Origin of the sequence: Telluribacter humicola, from assembly GCF_017355935.1 — a bacterium.
Taxonomy (GTDB): Bacteria; Bacteroidota; Bacteroidia; order Cytophagales; family Spirosomataceae; genus Telluribacter; species Telluribacter humicola.
Genome location: NZ_JAFIQT010000001.1, coordinates 1,611,685 through 1,637,379, shown reverse-complemented (window position 1 = coordinate 1,637,379; position 25,695 = coordinate 1,611,685). Strand labels below are relative to the sequence as shown.

Here is a 25,695-nt window from a genome sequence, read left to right as displayed (position 1 = left end):
CACGGTGAGGTACCGTTTTTACCTATAAAATTTTCGCCTGCCTCAGATATATAGGAGGCAGGCGAATAAAGAGTTTAGGGATTCTGTTTCAGGACACTGGCTCCCATGATATCAATCTGAGCCTGTGGGATCGGGAAGTACTCATTCTTACCCTTGACGAAGGTAGCTCCGTTCAGGTAGGTTCTCTTCTGACTCTCTTTGGCCAGGTACGCGTTCAGCGTCTGATCAGCTACGCCCCAGCGCACCAGGTCAAAGAAGCGGTGACCTTCCATCGCCAGTTCCACACGACGCTCAAAACGTACCGCTTTGCGGGCGTACTCCTGACTTGGGAATGACGGGTAAGGCTTTACCAGGTAGTTAGCGGCAGGCTTCCCATCGGCCGTGGTTACGACTACGTTACCGGCACGAGTTCTGATCTGGTTTACGATCTTCAGCGCGGTGTCCAGGTCGCCTTCTTCTACGGCTACTTCGGCACGCATCAGCAATATGTCAGCAAAGCGCAGGGCACGGTAGTTATTGGAGTTGGCACGGGGAGACTCAGCTCCGGCGTTTTCGCCGCTATAGGCAAAGAATTTCTTAAAGGTATACGGACCACCAAAGCTCTGATCACGGATCCAGTTTCTACCGGGGTGTACACCCCAGTTCAGGAAGGGGATACCTCTGCGGCCTACGGTCCAGTCCAGACGGGGGTCCAGGGTACCTTCGTAGGGAGTAAAGGCAGCCGATGAAGCCAGGCCTTCGTCATTCTTCACATCTACCTCATTAAAAGTATCCAGCAGGGGCAAACCGTTGGCATCGGTCTTGAAAGCATTCACCAGGTTCTGGGAAGGCTGGTAGAAACCGCAGCAACCACCGGGAGCCGATCCGTAGGGGAAGTTCCAGTTATCGCCCCAGCTACCATTCTGACCAAGTCCACCATCACCTACCGACATCTGTACTTCAAATACCGACTCAGTGTTGTTTTCGGTAGCAATCCGGAAGTTGTCGTGGTAGCTGTTGACCAGCGAGAACGGCCCATTAGTGATCACATCGTCCAGCAGAGGCTTGGCCGCCGCGTAGTCGCTCTGGTACATGTGTGCTTTGGCCAGTACGGCTTTGGCCGTCCACTTACTGGCTCTACCTACGGCCGCTTTGGTCTCGGAAAGGTTATCTATCGCGTACTGGAAATCAGCCTCAATGTTAGGCCATATATCCTTATCGTTCGGCAGGTTGATGTAGTCAGTTACGTTTTCGTCCACGTAAGGTACCATGTTCCAGAGCTTTTTGGCTTCGAAGTGGTACCAGGCCCGCAGGAAGCGGGCTTCGCCCATGGCCTGCTTTTTCTCCGCCTCGGACATATCGTTTGCTTTTGCGATCAGCTTAAGTACATCGTTGGAGCGTGATACGCCATCGTAAATAGCTACCCACTTATCGTTAAAGGCACCAATATCGGCCTGGTTCTGATACCGCTCGATGGTGGTGATCTGAGCCTGATCCCCTACGTCACTACCTTTATAAGCATCATCCGACGCTACCGATCCGTAGATCCAGTTACTGGATGATGCCGTGTTGGTTGGCCCGGCTCCTACTCCATCCAGTAAGCTGTACGCCCCGATCAACACCGCGTTTACACCTGCTTTGTTGGCGAGCATCTGCTCATTGGCTACACCCAGCGGAGTGGTTTCCAGAAACTCGCTGCCACAGGAAGTCATCATTCCCATGCTGACCAATGCCGCAACTACTAAGACTTTCTTTTTCATATACTTAGAATAGACTTGAGGTTCTTAGATAAAATACTTCTTACTACACCCGCGGATTAGAATCCGAAGTTGATTCCGATCTGGTACATTTTGGCGCTTGGGTAGTTACCCTGATCGATACCCAGCACAGTACTACCCGGTGTTGAACCCACCGAGGTAATCTCAGGATCGATACCGCTGTACTTGGTGATGGTGAACAGGTTCTGAGCCTGCACGTACACCCGGGCACTTGACAAGCCAATCTTTGACAGCGCAGTGGTAGGCAGTGTATAGCCCAGGGTGATGTTCTTCATACGCAGGTACGAGCCGTCTTCAATGAAGTAGCTGGAAGGCTGCTGGCTGCGGCTGTCGTTGGCATCCAGGATGGGCAGTACGGCGTCAGGATTTTCAGGAGTCCATGAGTCGTACAGCATACGGAGACTACGGTTACCGGCCTGGTTGTTAAAGTCAACCCAACGCTTCACCATATTAAGTACCTGGTTGCCCTGTACCCCCTGCAGGAAGGCCGAGAAATCGAAGTTCTTATAGCCCAGGTTCAGGTTGATACCGTAAGTAAAGTCAGGATGCGGATTACCTAGGAACACACGGTCGTTGTCCGTAATAGTACCGTCACCGTCAGTGTCCTGGTACTTGTACTTACCTACCGCTGCGTAACCGGGGTACTTGGGTCCGGCGTCAACTTCACCCTGATTCTGATAGATACCGTCGATTTTCAGACCGTAGAAAGAGTACAGCGGCATACCAGCTACGGAGCGCGTCCAGGTATAGCTACGGATAGCTGGTCCCAGCAGTACGGCCGTGGCGCTGTTGTTAAGCTTTACTACGTTGTTCTTATAGGTAGAGAAGTTAAGGCCTACCGAGTAGGTCAGGTCACCGTTCAGGGCTTTGTCGTTGTAGTTAAGAGCCAGGTCAAGTCCCTTGTTGCTCATTTCGCCTACGTTCACGAAAGGTATAGTAGCTACCCCCTGCGTGGCCGGCAGCGCTACCTGGTACAGCATATCCGATGTAACACGGTTGTATACATCCAGGTTGAAGCCAAACTTGCCTTTCAGGAAGGTCGCGTCCAGACCAATGTTGGTCTGCGTAGTAGTTTCCCACTTGGCATCCTGGTTACCAAAAGCTTCGGTATCAAATCCAGCCACTACGGAGCTGTTGGAACCGTTAATCGGGTAAGACGACTGGTTCAGGGTAGAGCGGTAGGTACTGAAACCGTTGTAGTTACCTATCTCCTGGTTACCGGTTTGTCCCCAGCCTGCTCTCAGCTTCAGATCATCCAGCCAGGTCAGACCCGACATGAATCCTTCCTGCGAGATGCGCCATCCGGCACTGAACGCCGGGAAGGTACCATAGCGGTTGTTCTGACCGAAGCGCGACGAGCCATCGCGACGTACGGTAGCTTCGAGTAGGTAGCGGTCCAGGAGGGAGTAGTTAGCCTTACCGAATACTGAGAAGAGCGCCCACTCGTAACCGGTGCCACTGTTGTTGATACCGGCCGTACCCGAGTTGAGGTACATGAATAATGGATCTTCCGAGAAGAAGGTCGTACGGGTTGCCGTAAAGTTTTTACCTGAACCTTTGATAGCTTCAGTACCGGCCAGTAAGCTCAACTTATGTATATCAGCGAATGATTTGCTGTAGTTAAGCGTGTTGGTCCAGGTCCAGTTGATATCGTAGGCGTTGGCATTGGTCAGTGAGTTAGCGGCTTCAATCTCGGCCTCTTCCAGGTCCATCAGTACGTAGGATACGCGGTTGGCATTGGTATAGTCGACACCTATGCTCGTCCGGGCCACCAGGTCCTTCATAATGTCTGCTTCGGCGTATACGTTTCCGAAGGCACGGAAGGTATTCAACTGGTTGTTGCGCGATCTCCAGAGCTGGGCTACCGGGTTAGTAGCGGGCCCAAGGCCAGCCGCACGGGTAGCCGCGAAGTTACCCATGATGTCATACACCGGAATGATCGAAGGAATACGATATCCGTTACCGATGGGGTTACCATCCTGGTTGTTGGCGGTGCTGGCGGTACCGTTGTTGTGGTAGTATCCTTTGTTCTGGGTGTAGCTTACTTCCAGATTTTCGCCGAAACGTACCCGCTTCCTGAACGTAAACTCCGTGTTAGAGCGAAGTGAGTAACGGTCAAACGTAGTATGGATCATCACCCCATCCTGCTTGAAGTAGTTCAGGGAGATGGCGTAGCGGCCGCTTTCGGTACCACCGGTAGCTCCCAGGTTGTACTCCTGAATAGGCGCCGGTCGAAGGATTTCCTGGTGCCAGTCGGTACCTTCCTTATTTGCTTCTACGATCTGGTAGAAACCAGCTGCATTGTAGTTGTACAGCGAAGGATTTACCCGGGGATCCGTGGCTGGCAGACCATAGGCAGAACCCGCCAGTATGTAGTCAGGTACTACGGCTGCAGGACCGTTACCGTACTGCTGGTGTGACGGATTGCCGTTGGTCAGTACACCGGCGTTCCGGCGCTGGGTCCAGAGCAGGTCACCGAATAGCTGCGGATCTCTGATCAGGCCCAGATCCACCTTACCTGTCTGGATACCGGTGCGGCCGTTGAATGTAAACTGAGGTGCCCCGATCTTTCCTTTCTTGGTCGTGATGATGATGACCCCATTGGCCGCGCGTGCACCATAAATAGAAGCCGAAGAGGCATCTTTCAGTACCTGCATCGACTCTATGTTATTGGGGTTGATGCTGTTGAGGCCACCTTTGGTAGGTACCCCGTCAATGATGTACAGCGGATCGTTGTCATTGACCGTCCCAAAACCACGAATACGAACGGTAGCTTCACCACCGGGGGTGTTGTTGGAGGTTACGGTTACGCCCGATACGCGGCCCTGCAGCTGCTGGGCTACGTTAGGAGCCGCTACTTTGGTTAGCTCGGCAGCATCTACGGTAGATACCGCACCGGTGATATCTCTTTTAGATTGAGAAGAATAACCCGTTACGACTACTTCGCTCAGGGTTTTGATATCGCCCTGCAGCGTCACTGTTACCTGTGATTTATTGGCCACATTGATTTCCTGCGTCAGGAAGCCAATGGAGGATACAACCAGGGTAGTACTTCCATCGGGTACATTGATGGTGAAGTTACCATCCACATCGGTGGTGGTACCTACCGAGCTGTTTTTTACAACCACAGTCGCTCCAGGTATTCCTTCGCCACTTCCATCCACGACTTTTCCTTTGACCGGAAATAGCACATTCTGAGAAGTTTTGATCACCTCCGGCTGATCTACAGGCTTAGCAACTGATCTTTTCAGGAGGATCTGAGTACCTGATACTTCGTAGGAGATCTGCAGGGGAGCCAGGAAGCTGCTCAGTACCGACTCCAGTTTCTCCTCTTTTGCATCGAAGGTCACCTTGCGCTGTGAGCGTATCAGCTCGGGGCTGTACATGAAGTTAACACCCGAAGCCTTACTGATCTTTTCGAGGGCCGCTCCTATCCGCTCTTCCTTGACACTGATCGTCAGTCGGCGATTCAGTACTTCCTGAGCAAAGCCGCTGGAAGCAAAGGATAAGCCCGAAAACTGAATAATAACAAACAACTGTATGAGGCTGATTCTCATAATTCTAAGCAGGTATTTCCGCTGGTAAAAGGTTTTTTTCATACTTTTGACTGTTTTGTTGTTCATAAAAAAATCAGCAAAATAATTCCCTGATCCCCAATGGGGACTTTTCTTTGCGCCAGCCTAGAAACGGGGGATTTTCAATCGGGGTGAACGGTGTTGCCGCACTGTTCACCTTTTTTGTGCTCTGTGTGTTTTATCGAATAGGGTTAGGGGTTTAGGTTATTAATTCATAGACAGGAATTTCCTCTGATATGTATCTTCTCCTCGGTAATCTCGTAGTCGGCCTCCAGTATCGTACAGATCCATTTGATCTTATTTTCCAGTGGCTCATCCCCCAGCGTAGCCGTAATACTGCAGTTGGCCATCTGGTCCTTGTTGTATTCAATATCTACCCCATACGCTTTGCTAAGTGCGGTGAATACTTCACCAATTGGAGCTTCAGAGTAGGCAAAAGGCTGATGTTCGATGACCAGGTTCAGGAGTACAGGGCTCTTCTGCGTTGAGCGTACCAGCGTCAGATTATTCCGGTCAAAACTCGCCTGCTCGTTTTGAGTCAGTATGAGTCTGGCTGCCGGCTCACCCCTGCTCGCCTCCGCTTCCTTATTTGTATATACCCATACCTTACCCGTCTTTACGGCTACCTCTACCTGCCCGTCCTGATGGCCTGCTTTGACGCTGAAACTCGTCCCGTGTACCTGCGCCACCAGCTCATTGGCATACACATAGAAAGGCTGCGCCGGATTTTTGGTCACTTCAAAGAATGCTTCCCCTGATAAGTACACTTCCCGTTTGGCCGGGTCGAACCGGTTGGGGAACCGGATGCTGCTGTTTCGGTGGAGTACCACGGAGCTTCCGTCCGGCAGCTGGACATACTTTACCACGCGGTCCATATTCAGTATCCGGGTAGAGTCAGCCGCCTGCCCCCTTTCCTCCTTCGCCAGCACTACTGCATCATGAGAGTTGTCTTTCCGCATTCCGTAAATGACCATGCCTATTCCCACCGCCAGCAGCAGCGAGGCTGCTACCGCCCAACGGTAGCCTATGGCTGGTAGTAGCTTTCGCACCTGGGAGGACTTCACCTCCTTCTGCTTGGCAATAGTCAGGGCCTGCCTGATCCTGGATTCTATATAGTCGTCAGATACTTCGACCGGAGCCTCCTCCATGACCTTCGCCAGTACCCGGGCTTTCTGCAGAATCTCTCTGCGGTCAGGATTATTGCCCACCCATTGGTCCCACCGTGCATCATCCTCAGGCTTCTCCCCTCTGGCCCATTGCAGGAAATCAGGATTGGCCAGCAGGGCGTCTAGTAAGCCGGTATAGGAGCGATGCATGCGCGGATTGTTGTGCTATTTCTACTAGTATCCGATTCTATGGCCTGGATACTCACTTGCGGAAGGAAATTTTTAAAATTATTTAAATAATACTACAATGTTTGGCAATAAGCATAAAAAAGCAAAGCATACGGTTGTACAGTAGGCCACAACTCACGGAGGTTGCCAAGAGCCCGTTGAATAATGTTGCTGACGGATTGGGGATTGATGGAGAGAAGACCCGCAATTTCTTCGGGCTTAAGATTCTGGAAGAAACGGAGGTAGATCACCTCCTGCTGGCGCGCAGGGAGCTGGTCAAGTACTACCTGGACCTGATGGGTAAGAGCCTGGTCGTTTTCGCTGCGGATGAGGGAGTCCTCGCACGAATGGTCCGGAAGCAGGTCTTCAAAGCGTTCGGTGAGCTCGACTTCGTTTGAATGGGGCTTTATGGCTTTGAGAATACGGTGACGGAATGATTTGAGCAGGTAGAACTTAACAGAAGGCGTGTCGTTGAGGGAGGCACGGTGCAGCCACAGATGCACCAGCAGGTCCTGAATGGCATCCTCGATCATCTGAACATTAGGCGTAAACTTCTGACCGTACTGAAGCATGGTCCGATAGTACCGCCTGGCCAGCTCGGTGTAAGCCTCCTCGTCTCCTTCCCTAAGGTAGTTCCAGAGCACGGCATCATCTGTATTTTTTAAAAGACCAGGTGACATAGATATAGCCAAAAGTAAACCAGCTAAACCAAATGTATGTAGTCCGATATTCTAATAAAATAGTATTCTGCATTTTATAAAAATATCAAAATAAAAGTATGGAATCATACCAACTCGCCTATTTACTTAATAGTACTATTCTTAGTTACTTTTTTTCATCTAGTTATATTTAAATAGGTAGCTTTTACAAAAAAATACGTCCAGCCCCAGGGGCCGGACGTATGCTCATTTCTATACGAAGCCTTCTTGATCAGCTACTACTGAAGTTCTGTTCCGGCTATATCTTCCCAGCGGTATAGGTGGAACGTCCGGTCGTTGCTCATGACTACGAAAAGACCCTTCTGGAAAAGCCGGTCGAGGGGAAGCGACACTACCTCGGAGCCATCGCTCTCCGCCGCTCTTACCCGGACTACCTTCAGCTCATTATGCTGGTGCGGTGCCCCGGCTTCGCCTTCACGACGGAAAATATGAAACTGGTTGTGCTGCTGGTCCGACACCAGAATGTAACCCGTGGTGGGCGACGTCTGGTAGATGGAGATGCCTTCGTGATCGGCGGCAAAACCGGTGGTGGCAAACAGGGCCAGCTCCTTATTTCCTTTCTCAGGATCGGCGTAGTACTTCCGTACGCCTTTACCTTCATCAGAGTAGTACACATAGCCAAGCTCATCATCTACGGCAATGGATTCGATCTCTTTCAGCCCGCTGTAGGCTCCAAACTTACGCACCAGCGTCCCTTTCACCTGTCCGCTGCTGTTGTCTTCCAGGAGGTACTGCCACAGGTAAGTACCATCGGTGGGGCCGGTTTTGCGGCCTACGATGGCGTAGATCTGTCCCGCCTTAGAACGATAGAGGCCAATGCCCATCAGGTCACGCTCTTCTTTACCCGTCTGCCCTTCAAATACCTCGATACCTCCCTGGTCAAGGGGCTTCATATCGGGCAGAGAGAAGATGCGCAGCTTATGCGTGAAGCGCTCGGTCACAACGGCAATATCGGTAGGCTTGCCACCCAGCATCAGGCCGTACTCCACATCCACGTTGTTAGGGCGCTGCAAGCCGCGTACTACCTTATCGTGTTGGATTTTTCCTTCCAGGTTGAACACGTACAGCGCACCGTCCTGGTCTTTGTCAGTACCTAGTATCAGGCTTTGGGCAGAGTCAGCAGGATTTACCCATACCGCCGGATCGTCGGAATCATGCCCTACCGGCTCTGTTACATAGATCGGCTCTACTACGCTTAACGAGTCGGCTACTCCGCTGTCGGTATGCAGGCTGTTGGCGGTCTGGCATCCATAGGCCAACAGGCTGCATCCGATAATTAGTTGAATGTAATTCTTCAAAATTGTGTCAATTAACAACGACTATCAAAACTATAAAAGGGGCTACCGCTTACTTGGTACCAAAGGCACCGATGTGGGTAGCAGGCGCGGGCGACTTATACGTTACACCGTTGATAACAAGGCCATCGGCATACAGGCGGGTGAAGTCGGTGCGGCCTTTGCCCAGCGCGGGTGAACCTGTCTGCAGGTGGAAATCCCAGGCAGTATTAAAAGTAGGATTGGTCATGCTGGTGCTCAGGGGGTAGTTTACGAACTTAGGATCGTTGTCACCTACCTTGGCAGCCAGCAGGTCATTTACACCGGCGATGATTTCGGTAGAAGGCTGGAACTGCTTCACAGCATCCTCACTGTGGCCGTAGTACAGCGTAGTACCAATCACGGAGCGGTTATCCTCGGGAGCGCCTTTGTCACGCTTGATACCAAAGCGGTCGTTGGCCAGAAGGTTGTTGTACAGGTCAGCCCGCACCGACTTTTCCAGCCAGATAGATCCACCTTTGGTAGTAGGACGACGCCAGCCCGCGTTAATGATGGTGTTGTTGTAGCCTACAATGTACGCCTGAGGGCTGCGGTCACCGGAGTTGGATAGCTTCAGAGCGTTGGTATTGGGACTGTACACTAGGTTGAAAGCGATATCAGCCTGTACACCTGACTTAATATTGATAGCATCTCCACCCGATACACCCGTCGTGTAGAACAGGTTGTTGGCAATGATCACCTTACCGCCTTCAATATAGAAACCATCCTCGTTGAAGTTGCGGATCGTGCTGTTCATTACTACCAGCTTACCGTTGAGGGCCGGATAGTAAATAACAGGTACGTGCTCACCGGCTTCAGCCTTGTACAAGCCCGCCTTCACCGAAGGAGACTCCTCCGTCGTAACGGCTCCACCGTACTCCAGAATGGTATTCTTGATCACCAATTCATTAGCGTTAGGACCGGCGATGAGGCCTCCCCACAGGTTTCCGAATTCATTCTTAGCCGTTTTCCAGGCATCGGGTACCGTAAACTTCACGGGTGCTTCGGTGGTACCCAGGCTGTACAGGTTACCCAGTACTACTACCTCGGGCTTCACTACCGAGTCACTGAACAGTACGGTAACACCCTCTTCTATGGTCAGAGACTTGCCAGCGGGAATCTGCAGGTGACCCGTGATCTTATAGGTACTTCCTTTTTTCCAGGTACCTGATACTTCACCGGCTACCGCTTCCTCAACGGTTGGTTTTTCCTCAACGGGAGTTACCTCCGTGTCATTATTATTACAAGCCTGGAAGCTAAGCAGGGCAACGGCGGCCATGTACATAAATACCTTCTTCATTTCTAACGTAATGGTTTGTTGTTATTAATTGATTGACTGTTTAGTACTCAAAGTTTGTAGCGTACGCCCAGGATGTAGGAGCGCTGGTAGTAGTCGCGCCGGATCAGGGTGCGCTGGCTTCCCTTCTGGAACGGAATGCCGTCATTGCGGGCGCTTACGTTGTTGATGTACACCTCCATGGGCGTGTTGAGCAGGTTATTGGCCTTGGCAAAAAGGCTCCAGCCCTTGCCCAGTCGCTTTTCCAGCGATGCATCCACCTGTACAAATCCCTTCTGCCACAGGTCGTTATCCACAAACTGCGATACAGTATTGATGCGGTCGCCGGTGTAGCCCGCGGCCAGCTGGGCGTCTAGCTGGCTACGGGGATCCTTGAAGAGCAGCGTCAGGTTGGCCACGTGCGCCGACTGTCCGAACAGGGGCCGGGTCTGGTTGACCAGGATGGTCTCGAGGTCGCCGCTCTCGTTACGAATGCGCTTTGACTTGAGCGTTGTGATGGTAGAGTGTGTATAGGTGTAGTTGGCCTTGATGCCCCACCGGCGCAGGTACCGGATGTAGTCTACCTCCAGGCCGTAGTTGACCGCGTTACCGAAGTTGCCGGGCGAATAGTACTGGTCCTGCCCCCGGATGGCGTCGCGCTGCAGGGTATACTCAATGGGGTCTTTGATGGATTTATAGAAAACACCTACCATAAATTGCTCTGACGTGCTGGGGTATCGCTCGTAGCGCAGGTCCAGGTTGTCAGCGATGGTCCGTCTCAAATCCGGATTCCCGCGCTCCTGGTACTCCTCGTTGACAATGCGATAGGGAACAATCTCAAAAAAGCCCGGGCGGTTAATAGATCGGAAGTAGGAAGCCCGCAGGTTGGTATGTCCCAGTAGCTTGTACGTCAGGTGCAGGCTGGGGAGCCAGTCGGTATATACCTGGCTGCTGGCAGGGCGTCCCTCGCCGATGGGGAACTTCATCGTGTAGCCCTGATCAGTGGCCTCGGCCCGTACCCCACTCAGTACTTCCAGATTATGGACCTGTCCCTTGAACTGCAGGTACCCGGCCTGAATAGTTTCGGCAGCGTCATAGTTGAGGGCCGTGGCTACCGCTCCGCGCGGGTTCTGGATGGTCCACTGGATCTGCGAGTACTCCGTAAAGTCTTCCCCGTAACGGGCAAACAGGTTGGCAGGGCGTAGCTGGTAGTTGTTGTAGAAGTTGGTGCGGGATTTATCACGATATAGTCCTCCTACCGACCACTCAGTAGCCATTTCACCCAGTTTGCGGGTATAGGTTAGATTAAGATAGGCAGCCAGGTCACGGTCGGTATTATGTTCCCAGCGGCGCGAGGCATCGTCAATGGTAGTACGGCGCTCCAGGAAGTTTTCGCGAATACCCACCAGCGGTACCGTTACGTTGTCGGGTTCCTCGTTGGTAGCCAGCGAGTACACCGCCGACCAGCGAAGCATCAGGGCATCCCACAACTGGTGCTGGCCCTGCAGAGTATTGTTTTGGATCTGCTGGCGCGTCAGGCGGGAGCGGGTCGAGTAGCCGAGGGTAGCGTTGCCCAGCACCGGATCATAGCCTCCAATGGTGAGTTGGGTGGTTTTCTGATCCCTGACCTGAATGTTGGTCAGGTTCATGTAGGCGTTGTACCACTCCAGGCGGTGGCGTTCGTTAAAGCGGTATTCTACTTTGGCATGCAGGCCGTAGCGCCGCTGCTGCTCCGAGTACTCGCGCTCCCGCATCTTATTAAGGGTGACGCCGCGCAGGGTATCCACGGTTTCGAAGTCAAAAAACAGACTGTTGCTCCCCCGGTAGGTATTCTGGAAGCTTCCGGCCACCAGCACCCCCAGCTTATGGTTCAGGAACTGATTGCCGATTGAAAGGCCTCCTACCAGGTTGGGCAGGGGCGACTGCGAGCGGTAGGTAACCGCTGCATTAGAGAAATCCTTTGGTGTAGCACTATACTGGTTGCCAAACCGCTCGTAGGGCGACCGAGACTGTATGTTACGGTGGTCGTAGCTGGTGAAGGGACGCTGCATGAACAGCTCATTGTAGCCGGTAGCCAGGTTGCCCGATATCACCAGGTGATCAGGAGCGTCTTTCATCACCATATTGATGACTCCACCCACAGCGTCACCCTCCATATTGGGGGTCAGGGCCTTTACCACTTCCAGGCGATCCAGCAGCTCCGCCGGGAATATATCGAGCGGTACGTAGCGGTACTTGTTGTCGGGGCTGGGGATCTTTACGCCGTTGACCAGGGTATAGTTGTAGCGTTTGTCCATGCCGCGCAGGATGGCGTGCTGTCCGTCCCCGTTGCTGTTACGCTCTACCGATACCCCCGATACCCGCTGAATGACGTTGGCTACCGTCAGGTCGGGCGAAAGCTCAATGGCTTTGCCCGATACGATATTTAGGACCTGACTGGCGTTGCGCTCCATGGAGCGGGCGGTCGTTTCGGAAGCGCCGTCCCGTTTTCCTACCACGGCTACTTCACTCAGGGTACTGTACACGGCCGGTGCCAGGGACAAATTAAGTGGCTGAGCCTGTGGCATAGGTACCTTCACATCCAGCGTTTGGGATGCATAGGATACGTGCCGGACCACAAGCCGGTAGTCGCCTTTGGGTAGATTAGCAATGGCAAAAGAGCCGTCCAGGCCGGAGACGTCGTGGTAGCTGGTATTTTCGAGAAGTAGCGTGACGCCTACTATAGGCTCACCAGTTTCGGCTTCCACAATCCTCCCCCGGAGTACCTGCGACGAGGCGCTTCCAACAAGCAAACACAGAAGTAGGAGGAGTAAAGGAGTACGTGCCATTAGTGCAATCTATTTTTTTAACCATAGCCCGACCCGTTGAGCAGGGGCGGGTGTCAAACGACAGCACGAAGGTGAATACAGTAGGGGCAGTGCTCCAAATCAGGAGCGTTAACAAACAGGCAACATCGGGTTACCTACCATAAACAAAGCGTTAACAACCGTAACAAATAGCACTTAACTACCTGATCTACAAGCGCCACCTGCGTTAACAAGGAGCCATTATCTTTGTATTACGATACTGTTATGTCAATGTTAAGCGCACTCAGATGGACTGGATGTAGGCAGAAAGGCTATCGCCCTGGGGGAGGTTAAGTTTTTTGCGCAGGCGGTACCGTATTACCCTGAGGCTATCGGTCGAGACACCGAGTAGCGTAGCCACATCGCGTGAGTCAAGATTCATGCGGATGAGCGCTACTAGGCGAATATCGTTGGTGGTAAGGTTGTCGCACTGCTGCTGCAGCCGGGTCAGAAACGACTGGTGTACCTGCTCAAAAACAGTCCTGAACTCGTTCCAGTGATCGTCATGGGTGATGTTCTGCTGGATCTGTTCGATGAGCTGCTTCAGCTGCTTTTTTTGGTCACGCTTTTCTTCCTTTACCATCGACTCCATGGTACTACGCAGGCCGTCCAGAAACTGATTCTTTTCGATCAGGTGCAATGTATGGGAGGTGAGCCCCTTGGCATTTACTTCCAGCTGCTGCCTCAGCGACTCCTCTTCCAGCTTTTTGTTTTTCAGCTCCATCAACATGAGCTGGTTCCGGGCCTCGTTCTGGCTGCGGAGCACCTGCTCGTTTTTGAGCTTGAGACGCTGGCGGCTGATAACTAATCCCCCAACAACAACTACTAATAGCACGATCAGTACCACCGACCCCGTAATGAGCCGGGCCCGCTCCTGCTCGTGGGTCAGGCTCTCTATTTCGTTGTCTTTCTTTTCCAGATCATACAGCGTCTGGAGCAGAGCCATCTGCTTATTGGCCTCTTCTGAATAAATATCAGTCTGGTACCTGCGGCTCAGTGAGAGGTAGTAGTAAGCGCTGTCGTTACGGTTGAGCAGGTTATAGCCTTTAGCCAGGTCATTGTAGGCACTCGTAAGCTGATAGCGTACCCCCTTTTGCTGAGCCAGCGCCAGGGCCTGCCAGCTGTAAGCCATTCCCTGACGATAGCGACCCGTTTTGCGAAGTACATCTCCCAGGTTGTTGAGGATTTCGATCTGAGCTATTTCGTTGCCATTCTTTTTATTGATCAGCAGGGCTTTGCTATAATTCACGTAGGCTGAGTCGTACTGCTCCAGATCCTCATATATACTGCCCAGATTTTCGTAGATCTTGGCGGTACCTGCCTGGTGGTCTACACGCTGATAATCGGCCAGGGCCTGACGCTGTAGGTGGAAGGCCCTGTCGTAGCGTTGCTGTTTTTCGTAGAGATGTCCTATTTTGCCTAGTGTCTCGGCCCGTCCTGCCCGGTCCCCTCTCTGCTGGTAGATAGCCAGGGCTTTGTCATAGTACTGGCGGGCCTGATCCGGCTGATGGCTATAGTAGTACAGCAGTCCCTGGTCGTTGAGGTTGCGGGCCAGGTGCTCATCCTGCTGTTGCTCCCTGAATCGCTTCTCGGCCTGCTGGTAGTAGTCCAGCGCCTGCGGATAGTAACCCGTCTGGTACATGACCCGACCCATCTCGTGCAGGTAGCGCGCCGCCTCTACCTCCTTCTTATCGCTGACCGCCCGGGCGTAGTTTTTACGAAGCTGCAGCAGTAATGAATCCGGGCGCTCCTCCGCCCCTGCTTTTTCTGTTTCCAGGCGATAATTGATGGAGAGAGGGCTCCCGGCGGCGATGCTTGTGGTTAAGATTCCGGCTAAAAAGACCATGAGCAGGGACCTCATCCAAAACATGTCAAGGCCTCGGGTGTTGTAAACAAAACGTAACACGGATGCAGTAACGGGCTGATTCATTGTCGCAAATTAGCCATTTCCCATACGGCAGCCGGTAAGTTCACAAATTGTTAACATTGGGAAGGAGGAAGGGAGGAAAAGGCGAAGGAGAGAAAGGGACTTCCAGGGGTCACTATCTGGCTTATGCTCTTTGTTAATCCTCCCACCAGATTTCCTTCTTCGGTACTGCCTCAAGTTATAGTTGCATAAACAACAGATTGTCCTGAAATTTGTAAAAAATTACTACTATGGAACAAGCATTGCTGGATAAAGTACCCTCGCTCGATCTGGCCGAATTTACCTCGGGTGATCCGGAGCGAAAAGCGAAATTTGTAGCAGACCTGGGTGCTGCTTTTAATAACATTGGATTCGTGGCCATTAAGAACCACGGATTGAATGAAGAACTCCGCCACAATCTCTACTCATCGGTGGAGCGGTTTTTCAAACAACCCGAAGAAGTCAAAAAGAAATACGAATTTCCGGAACTGCACGGTCAGCGCGGCTATATCGGGAAAGGCAAAGAAACCGCAAAGGGCTTCAAAGTTGCCGACCTGAAGGAGTTTTACCATGTAGGTCAGCCTGATCCCGAAGGTACTATGTTCAAGAATATATTCCCGGAGGAGGTACCTGAATTCCAGAGGTATACTCAGCAGGTATATAGTACCTTCGAAAATACGGGCAAGACCCTTCTGCGGGCGATTGCCATCTACCTGGAACTACCCGAGGACTACTTCGAAGACAAAGTACGCAACGGGGACAGCATCCTGCGGGCGCTGCACTACTTCCCCATCGAAAATCCGGACTTGCTACCCGAGGGAGCTGTACGCGCTGCCGCTCACGGTGATATCAACCTCATTACGCTGCTGATGGGAGCCAGTGCGGAAGGTCTGGAAGTGCTGCGTCGTGACGGCGAGTGGATCGCTATCACAGCCCTGCCCGACCAGATCGTGGTGAACGTAGGAGATATGCTCGACCGCCTCACCAACCACAAGCTTAAGTCTACCATCCACCGCGTGGTGAACCCACCGCGTGAAAAGATGGGTACTTCGCGCTACTCGATTCCTTTCTTTATGCACCCTCGTGGCGATATGAACCTGACTTCGCTGGAAAGCTGTATCGATGAGCAACATCCCAAGCTATACACGGACATGACGGCCGGTGAGTTCCTGGATGAGCGTCTGCGTGAACTTGGTTTGAAAAAATAAGCGCAGCTGTCTTAATACAAGCTGTGTCTTGTTAAAGAATATTGCCTTTTCGTAAAGAACTTCCTGCATATACTACGCAGGAAGTTCTTTTTTTACCATTTTTACAGACTATTCCCACTACCCCACTTATTAATGCGGAAGTTCCGGTATATCATTTATCTGAGAGACATCCTGCTACTTGCCTGTACGGCTTTTGGCGGACCTCAGGTACACCTGATGATGATGCTGGAACGACTCGTACAAAAGCGCGGCTACCTCACCGAGGAAGAACTCCTCGAACTGCAGGCGCTCTGCCAGATACTTCCCGGCCCTACCTCTACCCAGACCGTCACGGCGCTGGGCTTCAAGATTGGCGGTCCCAACCTGGCTTACCTTACGTTGCTGGTCTGGTCTTTCCCGGCCATGGTACTTATGACCCTGGCGGCCATTGGCACACATTACCTGGAAGTCAATAATATATCCCTGTCCTTTACCCGGTTTGTAGGCCCCATGGCGGTGGCCTTCCTGATGTTTGGCGGGTATCGTATCACCCAGAAAGTAGTGCATGGCATACAGGGATGGGTACTGGTTCTGTTCTCTACGGCAGCTACCCTTTTGTATCCCTCCCCCTACGTGACGCCCCTGCTCATCCTGATCGGTGGAGTGGTGGCTTCACTCAACTACCGCCAGCATCAGGTCATGGACAAAGAGCCGCTCCGCATCGAGTGGGCCAACTTCTTCCTGTGGCTGGGAGTACTGGTGGCAGCGGCGTCACTGGGTGCCATTACCCGATCGCTACCCGTACGTCTGTTCGAGAATTTCTACCGCAACGGTAGTTTGGTATTTGGGGGCGGACAGGTACTGATCCCGATGCTCTATAACGAGTTTGTGGTATTTAAGCACTACCTGACCCGGCAGGAGTTTCTGTCCGGTATGGCCCTCACACAGGTAGTACCGGGGCCGGTTTTCTCTATATCTACCTACGTGGGTGGTATGTCCATGCAGGAATACGGCATCAGCGGCCAGATACTGGGAGCTATTATAGCCACGGTCGCTATTTTTCTTCCGGGTACCTTCCTGATCTTTTTTGTGTACCGTTTCTGGGACCAGCTGAAGAAGTACCGGGGTATCCGGGCTTCGCTGGATGGTATCCACGCGGCCAGTTGCGGACTGACCATAGCCGCCGCTATTATCCTGTTTCAGCCCATGGCGACGCAGATACAGCCCCTGCTTACGGTGGTAGGTACCCTGCTCATTCTTTACTTTACCCGCGTTCCCTCCTACCTCATCATCCTGGGTGGCCTCTTACTGGGACTCGTTTTTTGAGCAACTCTATATCAGAAACTTCGCTGATATTCGTACTATACAGGGTTGCAATCCTGCCGGGGATTTCCAAACTTTGAAAGTATTTTAATTTATTCCAAACCCATGAAGAAAGTACTGACGGTCCTCTGTCTGACTATTACCTTTTTAACTTATCATTTTTCTGCCTTTGCCCAGATCAGTACACCGCCTGATTTTCTAGGTGCCAATCGCCAGTGGGTTGACTCCGTATTCGCGACCCTTACGCCCGACGAACGTATCGCTCAGCTGATCATGGTGGCCGCTACGTCGGATACCCGACGGGCTCTTATTGACACCGCCCGCAGCAATCCGGCATTTGTGGCGAAGCTAATCCGGGAAAACAAGATCGGAGGCGTGGTGTTCTTCCAGGGAGGACCGGTACCACAGGCCCGGCTGACCAACTACTTTCAGTCTATATCCAAAGTACCTCTGCTGGTAGCCATGGATGCCGAATGGGGCTTAGCCATGCGCATCGACAGTACCGTCCGCTACCCCTACCAGATCACCCTGGGGGCCATGCAGGGCCACGACGACCTCATCTATCAGATGGGAGCGCAACTGGCCCAGCAGGCGCGCCGCCTGGGGGTACATATCAACTTTGCGCCCGTAGCTGACGTCAACAATAATCCCAATAACCCGGTCATTGGCTTCCGCTCGTTCGGAGAAAATAAGTACCGGGTAGCCGAGAAGGCAGTAGCTTATATGAAAGGGATGCAGGACCACGGCTTGTTGACCAGTGCCAAGCACTTCCCCGGCCACGGCGATACAGGAGTAGATTCACACTACGACCTGCCTGTGATCGGAAAAGATATTACCCAACTGGACTCCCTGGAACTGTATCCGTTCCGGGTGCTGATCAACAACGGCCTGAGCGGTATGATGATCGCGCACTTGAGCATACCCGCGCTGGACAATACGCCTAACCTGCCCTCTACGCTCTCGAAGCCCATCGTGACCGACCTGCTGAAGTTCAAGCTGGGCTTCAACGGGCTGACCTACTCCGATGCCATGAACATGAAGGGCGTTACCAAGTACTTCTCCAACGGCAAGGCTGACGCCATGGGTCTGGAAGCAGGTATGGATATACTGGAGTTTACGGAAGATGTACCCATGGCCATCGCCGAAATAAAGAAGGCCATCGCGGAGGGTAAGATCACACAGGCCCAAATCGACGACCGCGTGCGCAAGGTACTGGCCGCCAAAGCCTGGGTAGGACTGGATCGCTTGAAGCCTGTTGATATGAATAATCTGGTAGAGGATCTGAATCCCAAAGCCGCCGAACTGACCAACCGACTCATGGTTGAAAACGCGCTGACGGTACTGAAAAACGACGGCGGCCTGCTGCCGCTTCAGCGCCTGGATACGCTCAAAATAGCGGCTATATCCCTGGGAGCTGATAAGCCAACCAAGTTCCAGGAGATAGCTGGTCTGTATACGAAGGTGGATACCATCAGTATCCCCGCTCGTCCTACCGAAGCACAACTCGCTGCACTTAACGCCAAGCTCAACGACTACAACCTGCTGCTGGTGGGAGTACACCTCAACAGCGTATCGCCCCGCCTGAACTTTGGCCTTACCGAGCAGATGAATGCGATACTCAACCAGCTTACGGCTACGGGGAAGGCGGTAGTAAGTCTTTTCGGCAATCCGTACGTGCTGAACAAGGTACAAAACCCCGAACAGGCGAAAGCCCTGGTGATGACCTACCAGATGACACCTTACACGGAAGACCTGGCGGCTCAGTTAGTCTTTGGTGCTATACCGGCCAAGGGAAAGCTACCTGTAACGGTGAACGAGCGCTTTGCCTACGGAGCCGGTATCGAACTGCCTGCCATCGGACGGCTGAAGTACACGATTCCCGAGGAGCTAGGACTGGATTCGAAGATTATCACCTATAAGATCGACTCTATTGCCAACTACGCCATTGCTCAGAAAGCTACCCCCGGATGCGTAGTACAGCTGGCTAAGGACGGAAAGGTATTTTTCAGAAAAGCCTACGGTACCCATACCTACGAGCAGGAAGAGCCCACGCAGCTGAGCGATCTGTTTGACCTCGCTTCGGTTACCAAAGTGTCCGCCTCTACCCTGGCGCTGATGAGCCTTTGGGATCAGAAGAAGTTTAGTCTGGATGCTACCATGAAGGACTACCTGCCCTTCTTTAAAGGCTCCAACAAAGCAGACCTGAAATGGCGGGATGTACTGACTCATCAGGCCCGATTGAAGGCATGGATTCCTTTCTGGCGTGACGCTAAAAATCCGAATGGCACCTGGAAGAAAAACACCTTCACTACCCGGAAGTCGGAGGACTTTCCGATTGAGGTGGTTCAGGACAGCCTGTACCTGCACAAAGACTATCCCCAGAAGATATTCAAGGCTATCCGCGACTCTCCTCTGAATCCGGAGCCCGGCTATGTATACAGCGACTTTTCTTTCTACCTCTATCCGCAAATCGTCAAAAACCAGACCGGTATGGAGATGGAAGAGTACCTTAAGAAGCACTACTACAGTAAGTTAGGAGCTAGTACTTTGACCTACAATCCACTACGCTTTTATGATATCAACCGTATAGTACCCACCGAGCGCGATACATTCTTCCGTCAGACGGTCATCCGTGGTAAAGTACACGACGAAGGTGCCGTGATGCTGGCAGGATTCAGTGGCCACGCCGGACTATTCGGTAATGCCAATGACCTGATGAAGGTGACGCAGATGTACCTTCAGAAAGGATATTACGGCGGCAATCAGCTGTTGAGCCCTGATGTATTGACCGAATTCACAAGATATCAGTATCCTGAAACGGGAAGCCGCCGGGGAATTGGTTTTGATAAGCCTACCTTCCATTATACCGGCAACGCTCCTAAATATGCTCACCCCATGAGCTACGGCCATACCGGCTTTACGGGTATTATGGTATGGATGGACCCGGCTGTCAACCTCAACTACGTATTCCTGTCCAACCGGGTGTACCCTACGCGTGACAACAACAAGATCTCGCAACTCAACATCCGCACCGCCATTATGGACGCCGTGTACGAGCAGATTTATAAGAAGTAACCAGGACTAATTTTAATAGTAGAAAAAGCCGCTTTCGCGGCTTTTTCTACTTTAGCCAACCCGAAGCATGAAACCTCTTACCTCCTGTTTAACCAGCCTCGCTCTACTTTTAGTACTGATCTCCCTCGCCTGTACCAAACCCGTAAGTACCACCGGGGACGATTCCGCCAGCGTGACTATTGGGGTTGCTCTTCGCCGGGAAGTCAGCCAGTACGGTGTTACCTGGACGTTTGACAAACCTGCCAGAACCGGCCAGTTCATAACCGGCGACTGGTGGGTAGTAGGTCCGGTACGAATCGTAAAAATCACTCCTGCTCCCGGTCCGGCCAAAGTTGATAGCTCCTCAATCAGGATAAACCACTGGAACGACACCAGTCTTAAGCAGGACACCACCATGCGGAACGGCTCCATGATCGTTTTGAAAGCAGGCTATACCCAGGGCTACGACTCCCGTAGTGGCTCATTTACTAAAAAAGATGTAATTAACCTCCCGCTGGACCTCGCAACCAACCGCTCCCTAATCTCATCGATCAGCAATACCACGCTTCCCGTAGACCATTTTAATAAGGACCTGATGTGGGATGCGGAAAAGCAGAGCCAGGTCGTAATGAAAGCGGCAGCGGTACTTACCTGCCTGGACGAGGAGCCGCCATCCGATGCGTTTCGACCGCCCTATGCCGGTACGGACAAACCCATTCTTCGGGTCAAAGACATCCGGTGGAACCTGCTGCCTAAGCTTCAGCCTGCGGGAGAGGTGCCTTCGTGGGAGGCTTTTGAGCGGTACTTTCAGCGCCCCTGGATTGATCATATTATGAGCTGGTCACAGCAGGAACTGGTACCCAATGAAAATCAGCCTCCCTATGGACGCGAGTATGCCAGGCTGGTATCCATAGCCAGCCTGATGGTAATGCTGGATGTACCGCAGGAGCGGAAGGAAAAGCTCACGATAGAATTGATCCAGCGTGGTATTGATCTGTACGGGCTGACGATGGTGGGTGGCTACTGGAACGAAGGCGGTGGGCATTCCAGCGGTCGTAAATGGCCCATCCTGTTTGCCAGCCTTATGCTGGATAATCAGGAACTGGCGCAACTACCCGAAACGGCCCTATTCCACGAAGATACGCAGACCTATTACGGCAAAGGCTGGTTTGGACAGACGGTGCTCTGGCAGATGATCACCCACCACGGCCAACGCGAACCTTACGAAGAGAAGCATCCAAGCCAGTGGGAGAAATGGGACAAAACATCAGAGAGCTACCGTACCTGCTGCAATGCCTCCGCCTGGGCCGGCACCGCCCTAGCCGCCCGCTACATGAAGGCTATTAAACTATGGAACCACGATGCCCACTTTGACTACATTGAGCGCTGGATGCGGGAGGATGATCCCTACGCCAGTGCGCGGGGCAATTATCCTCGTCCAAAAGCCGAGACTACCACCTATGATCCCTTCGTGACGGCCATGTGGCGCGCCCATCGTGCGCAGGCCCCCGAGCAGGAAATAGCAGGTAATCCCAAAAAATTTGTCTGGCAGGGTAAAAAGGGTGTTTGGGTAAGTAATCCGAAGTAGTTAAAATATATGCAGCTCTGATAAACAAAAAAGGCGTAGACTATCTCCACCTTTTTTGTTTATCAGAGCTTACTCTGGTTATCCTTTATTGGTCAACTGAGCGGCTGCAGCTTCATCTACCATCCAAATCACTTCACCATCCTGGGACTGGATCAGTTGGGAAGGATACTGCTCCGGATTCCGCTCACCTTCCAGTACTTCGTACAGGGCTTTGGCCTTGTTACTGCCAAATGTCAGGAAGCAGATGGCTTTGGCCTGATTGATCAGCGGGGCCGTGAGGGTAACGCGGTACATCGACTGCGGCTCCAGGTAGTAAGCCTGTACCCAGCGCGAGGGCTCGTGCAGCACTTCCGTACCCGGGAATAGCGAAGCGGTATGTCCGTCATCCCCCATGCCCAGCAGGATCAGGTCAAACTGCGGAGCCTCCTGACCAAAATGCGTCTTTAAAAGCTGCTCATACTGATCGGCAAAAGCCTCCGGCTCCGTGTTATCCGCCCACATGGGGTAAATCTGCTCCTGAGGAACAGGTACCTTACTCAGAAAAGTTTCCTGCGCCATCTTAGCGTTGCTGCGATCATCCGTCAGGGGTACCCAGCGCTCATCGCCCCAGAAAATATAGGTTTTCTGCCAGGGTACCTGCTCCAGGTAAGGCGATTCGGCCAGCATGTTATACAGCTGCACCGGCGACGATCCCCCCGTTAGGGCCACCGTAAAGCGTCCGTTCTGGATTACAGCCTTTTCGGCGGCTTGTACGAATAGCAGGGCGGCTGCCTGGCTAAGCTGTGATTTATCTTCAAATATCTGTAACATCTCTATCTCTATTAATGGGATAAGGAAACCGTCCAGGTGTGACCATCGCGGGCGATCAGAGCCTCGGCGTTTTCCGGTCCCCACATACCAGCGGCATAGTTAGGGAACTCCAGTGAATGCCGCGACTCCCAGGTTTCCAGGATAGGTGTAATCACCTCCCAAGCCACCTCTACCTGATCCGAACGCATAAATAAGGTTGCATCCCCCTGCATGGCATCCAGCAAGAGGGTTTCGTACGCCTCAGGCGACTGTGACTTGGTGGTACCTCCGTTAAAGTCAAATACCATTTCGGCCGGTGTCAATGCCATTTCAAGACCGGTTTTCTTAGCCATGAAACGCAGACGGATATCCATCTGAGGCTGAATATTGATGACCAGTCGGTTGGGCAGAATATTCTCCGACATCGTCGTCGGGAACGTCAGGTGCGGCACTGGTTGGAACTGAATGGTAATGGAAGAGCTCTTCTCCTGCATCCGCTTACCGGTACGCAGATAGAACGGTACTCCCTGCCAGCGCCAGTTGTCCAGGAAGAACTTGATAGCCGCGTACGTCTCCGTTCCGGACTTGGGATCAACCCCTTCTTCTTCGCGGTAGCCAGGTACCTGGCTACCCTTCATCCAGCCAGGACCATATTGACCACGTACAGCATATTTGCCTACATCTTCCCTCGAAAACCGACGAATAGCCTCCAGAACGTCAACCTTCCGATTGCGTATTTCTTCAGCCTCGAACGTGACCGGTGGCTCCATGGCCACCATACAAAGTAGCTGCAGGAGGTGGTTCTGGATCATATCACGGAGAGCACCCGAGCCTTCGTAGTAACCGCCCCGGTCCTCCACGCCTACCTCTTCCGCCACGGTGATCTGGACGTAGTCAATATAGTTACGGTTCCAGAGGGGCTCAAATAAGGCATTGGCAAAGCGGAAGGCCAGTATGTTCTGCACGGTCTCCTTACCCAGGTAGTGGTCGATCCGGTAGATCTGGGACTCCTGGAAGGTACGGGTCAGCAACTGGTTCAACTGCCGGGCCGACCCCAGATCATGTCCGAAGGGTTTCTCTACCACGATCCGGTCACGCTCCACATCACTAGCAATACCCACATTAGACAGATTGACCGTGATGGGTTCTATGAAGTTAGGCGCTACCGACAGGTAGAACAACCGGTTGGCCCGCGTTCCCCAGGACTCTTCCAGCGCGTGGATCTTATCGGCCAGTTCCTCATAGGAAGCCGGATCGTTGATGTTGGACTGCAGGTAGTAGATAGAGTCGCGGAACTTCTCCCAGGGGGCGTCCTCGGGTTTGCCGCTACGCGAAAACTCGTTGAGTCCCTCCCGCAGATGCTCCCGGTATTTGACATCATCCGTTGCGGTACGCCCCAGGCCTATCACGGCAAAGTGCTCCGGCATCCACCCATCCAGAAACAGGTTGTAAAAGGCCGGAACCAGTTTACGCTTGGTCAGGTCGCCGGTTCCACCAAAGATAACAGCAATGGTAGGGGCGGCTTTATTGATTGAATTCATAGTCAAAACAGTAAATAATAAGCCAGGAAAGCTCCCGGAAGAGCTCTCCTTCAGAAAATATAGATTACCACTCAGTATGGAAAATACCCTCCCGATCTATCCGCTCGTAGGTATGCGCGCCGAAGTAGTCGCGCTGCGCCTGGATCAGGTTGGTAGGTAATACCTCGGTACGATAGGCATCAAAGTAAGCCAGGGACGACATGAAGGCCGGCATGGCGATCCCCTTATCGATGGATAGTTTCAGGATGGCCCGCATAGCCAGCTGACGATCCAGCAGGTCACCACCTACCTTGGGGTCCAGCAACAGGTTAGGCAGCTGAGGATTTTTCTCATACGCCGCCCGGATATCATTCAGACATACCGCCCGGATGATACAGCCCCCGCGCCAGATCTTGGCCACCTCATTCAGTCGCAATCCGTAGTTATAGGCTTCGGATGCCACCGTTAGCTGAGCGAGGCCCTGCGCGTAGGTAGAGATCATGGCGAAGTAGAAGGCATTGCGCATCTGGTTGACCAGCTCCTGACGATCTCCGTCAAATGCTACCTCAAGGGCCTTATTGGGGAGTAGCTTAGAGGCTTCTACCCGCTCTTCCTTATACTTGGATATATCACGCATGAGTACCGCCGTATCAATGGTAGGTACCGGTACCTGCAGGTCCATGGCGTTTTGTGACGTCCACTTGCCGGTGCCTTTGGAGCGGGCCCGGTCCGAGATCACACTTACCAGACGTTTACCGGTATCCTGATCCACTTTCTTGAGGATTTCAGCCGTAATCTCGATCAGGAATGACTGCAGCTCCGATTGATTCCACTCCTGGAACACCGCCTGCAGTTCGTCATCGTTGAGCCCTACCCCGCGTCTGAGCAGGTCGTAGGCTTCGGAGATGAGCTGCATGATCCCGTACTCGATACCATTATGCACCATCTTGACGTAGTTACCCGCCGAGCCACTTCCCAGATAAGCTACGCAGGGTTCGCCATCTACCTTGGCGGCAATGGCCTCAAATATCGGGCGTAGGCGTTCGTAGGCATCACGGTTTCCACCGGGCATCATGCTCGGGCCGTAACGGGCTCCTTTTTCACCACCTGACACACCCATTCCGAAGAAATGGATGCCTTTTTCTTCCAGAGTCACCACGCGGCGCTCAGTATCCGGGAAGTACGAGTTACCACCATCTATCACGATATCGCCCGGCTCCAGCAGGGGCACAAGGCTGGCGATTACGGCATCTACCGGATTACCGGCGGGTACCAGCAGCATGATAGCGCGGGGCTTTCGGATCGACTGCACAAACTCTTCAATGGAAGTAGTGCCACGGACAGGTTTTCCTTCGCCGGCTTCAGTCTCTACAACTTTGGCTTTAAGAGGGTCCAGGTCCAGACCAATGACCGAAAAATTATGATCAGCAATGTTGAGCATCAGGTTTCTGCCCATTACCCCAAGACCGACCATTCCGAACTCGTACTGTAAATTGTTCATAGTAAGA

General features: G+C 52.6%; 15 protein-coding genes. 4 read left to right on the top strand and 11 right to left on the bottom strand.

The window, feature by feature from the left end; all coding sequences use genetic code 11:
- Positions 1 to 74: 74 nt before the first annotated feature.
- The 8 genes from JUB14_RS07055 to JUB14_RS07020 form a co-directional block, all read right to left on the bottom strand.
- Positions 75 to 1,739, bottom strand: coding sequence for a RagB/SusD family nutrient uptake outer membrane protein (locus tag JUB14_RS07055; protein WP_207505160.1), 1,665 nt, complete (start codon positions 1,737 to 1,739; stop codon positions 75 to 77).
- A 56-nt stretch (positions 1,740 to 1,795) separates the two neighbouring features.
- Positions 1,796 to 5,356 (bottom strand): TonB-dependent receptor, encoded by a 3,561-nt coding sequence (locus JUB14_RS07050; RefSeq protein WP_207505159.1) that lies wholly within the window; start codon positions 5,354 to 5,356, stop codon positions 1,796 to 1,798.
- 188 nt (positions 5,357 to 5,544) lie between these two features.
- The gene (locus JUB14_RS07045; protein WP_207505158.1) at positions 5,545 to 6,648 is read right to left on the bottom strand and encodes a FecR family protein; all 1,104 of its coding nucleotides are present in this window, start codon (positions 6,646 to 6,648) and stop codon (positions 5,545 to 5,547) included.
- A gap of 92 nt (positions 6,649 to 6,740) precedes the next feature.
- Positions 6,741 to 7,346 (bottom strand): RNA polymerase sigma factor, encoded by a 606-nt coding sequence (locus JUB14_RS07040; protein ID WP_207505157.1) that lies wholly within the window; start codon positions 7,344 to 7,346, stop codon positions 6,741 to 6,743.
- A 257-nt stretch (positions 7,347 to 7,603) separates the two neighbouring features.
- Complete coding sequence (locus tag JUB14_RS07035; RefSeq protein WP_374757795.1) at positions 7,604 to 8,683, bottom strand: phytase; 1,080 nt, start codon at positions 8,681 to 8,683, stop codon at positions 7,604 to 7,606.
- A gap of 49 nt (positions 8,684 to 8,732) precedes the next feature.
- The gene (locus tag JUB14_RS07030; protein ID WP_207505156.1) at positions 8,733 to 9,998 is read right to left on the bottom strand and encodes a beta-helix domain-containing protein; all 1,266 of its coding nucleotides are present in this window, start codon (positions 9,996 to 9,998) and stop codon (positions 8,733 to 8,735) included.
- Between the two features lie 47 nt (positions 9,999 to 10,045).
- Positions 10,046 to 12,802: a TonB-dependent receptor gene (locus tag JUB14_RS07025; RefSeq protein WP_207505155.1), complete on the bottom strand. Its 2,757-nt coding sequence runs from the start codon at positions 12,800 to 12,802 to the stop codon at positions 10,046 to 10,048.
- Positions 12,803 to 13,064: 262 nt separating this feature from the next.
- Positions 13,065 to 14,666, bottom strand: a complete 1,602-nt coding sequence (locus JUB14_RS07020) for a tetratricopeptide repeat protein (protein WP_207505154.1) — start codon at positions 14,664 to 14,666, stop codon at positions 13,065 to 13,067.
- Between the two features lie 311 nt (positions 14,667 to 14,977).
- Here JUB14_RS07020 and JUB14_RS07015 point away from each other — a divergent pair, with 311 nt between their 5' ends.
- From JUB14_RS07015 to JUB14_RS07000, 4 genes are all read left to right on the top strand, one after another.
- Positions 14,978 to 15,934, top strand: coding sequence for an isopenicillin N synthase family dioxygenase (locus JUB14_RS07015; RefSeq protein WP_207505153.1), 957 nt, complete (start codon positions 14,978 to 14,980; stop codon positions 15,932 to 15,934).
- Positions 15,935 to 16,066: 132 nt separating this feature from the next.
- On the top strand, positions 16,067 to 17,239 hold the full coding sequence (chrA, locus tag JUB14_RS07010; protein WP_207505152.1) for a chromate efflux transporter: 1,173 nt from the start codon (positions 16,067 to 16,069) through the stop codon (positions 17,237 to 17,239).
- A 102-nt stretch (positions 17,240 to 17,341) separates the two neighbouring features.
- The gene (locus JUB14_RS07005) at positions 17,342 to 20,311 is read left to right on the top strand and encodes a serine hydrolase domain-containing protein (RefSeq protein WP_207505151.1); all 2,970 of its coding nucleotides are present in this window, start codon (positions 17,342 to 17,344) and stop codon (positions 20,309 to 20,311) included.
- A 67-nt stretch (positions 20,312 to 20,378) separates the two neighbouring features.
- Positions 20,379 to 21,878, top strand: a complete 1,500-nt coding sequence (locus tag JUB14_RS07000) for a hypothetical protein (RefSeq protein ID WP_207505150.1) — start codon at positions 20,379 to 20,381, stop codon at positions 21,876 to 21,878.
- 78 nt (positions 21,879 to 21,956) lie between these two features.
- On the opposite strand, the gene pgl is transcribed toward JUB14_RS07000, so the two are convergent.
- From pgl to gnd, 3 genes are all read right to left on the bottom strand, one after another.
- A complete protein-coding gene (gene pgl / locus JUB14_RS06995; protein ID WP_207505149.1) occupies positions 21,957 to 22,688 on the bottom strand; it encodes a 6-phosphogluconolactonase in 732 nt (243 codons plus the stop codon).
- Positions 22,689 to 22,699: 11 nt separating this feature from the next.
- Positions 22,700 to 24,208 (bottom strand): glucose-6-phosphate dehydrogenase, encoded by a 1,509-nt coding sequence (gene zwf, locus JUB14_RS06990; RefSeq protein ID WP_207505148.1) that lies wholly within the window; start codon positions 24,206 to 24,208, stop codon positions 22,700 to 22,702.
- A 64-nt stretch (positions 24,209 to 24,272) separates the two neighbouring features.
- Positions 24,273 to 25,688, bottom strand: coding sequence for an NADP-dependent phosphogluconate dehydrogenase (gene gnd, locus JUB14_RS06985; protein WP_207505147.1), 1,416 nt, complete (start codon positions 25,686 to 25,688; stop codon positions 24,273 to 24,275).
- Positions 25,689 to 25,695 lie beyond the last annotated feature (7 nt).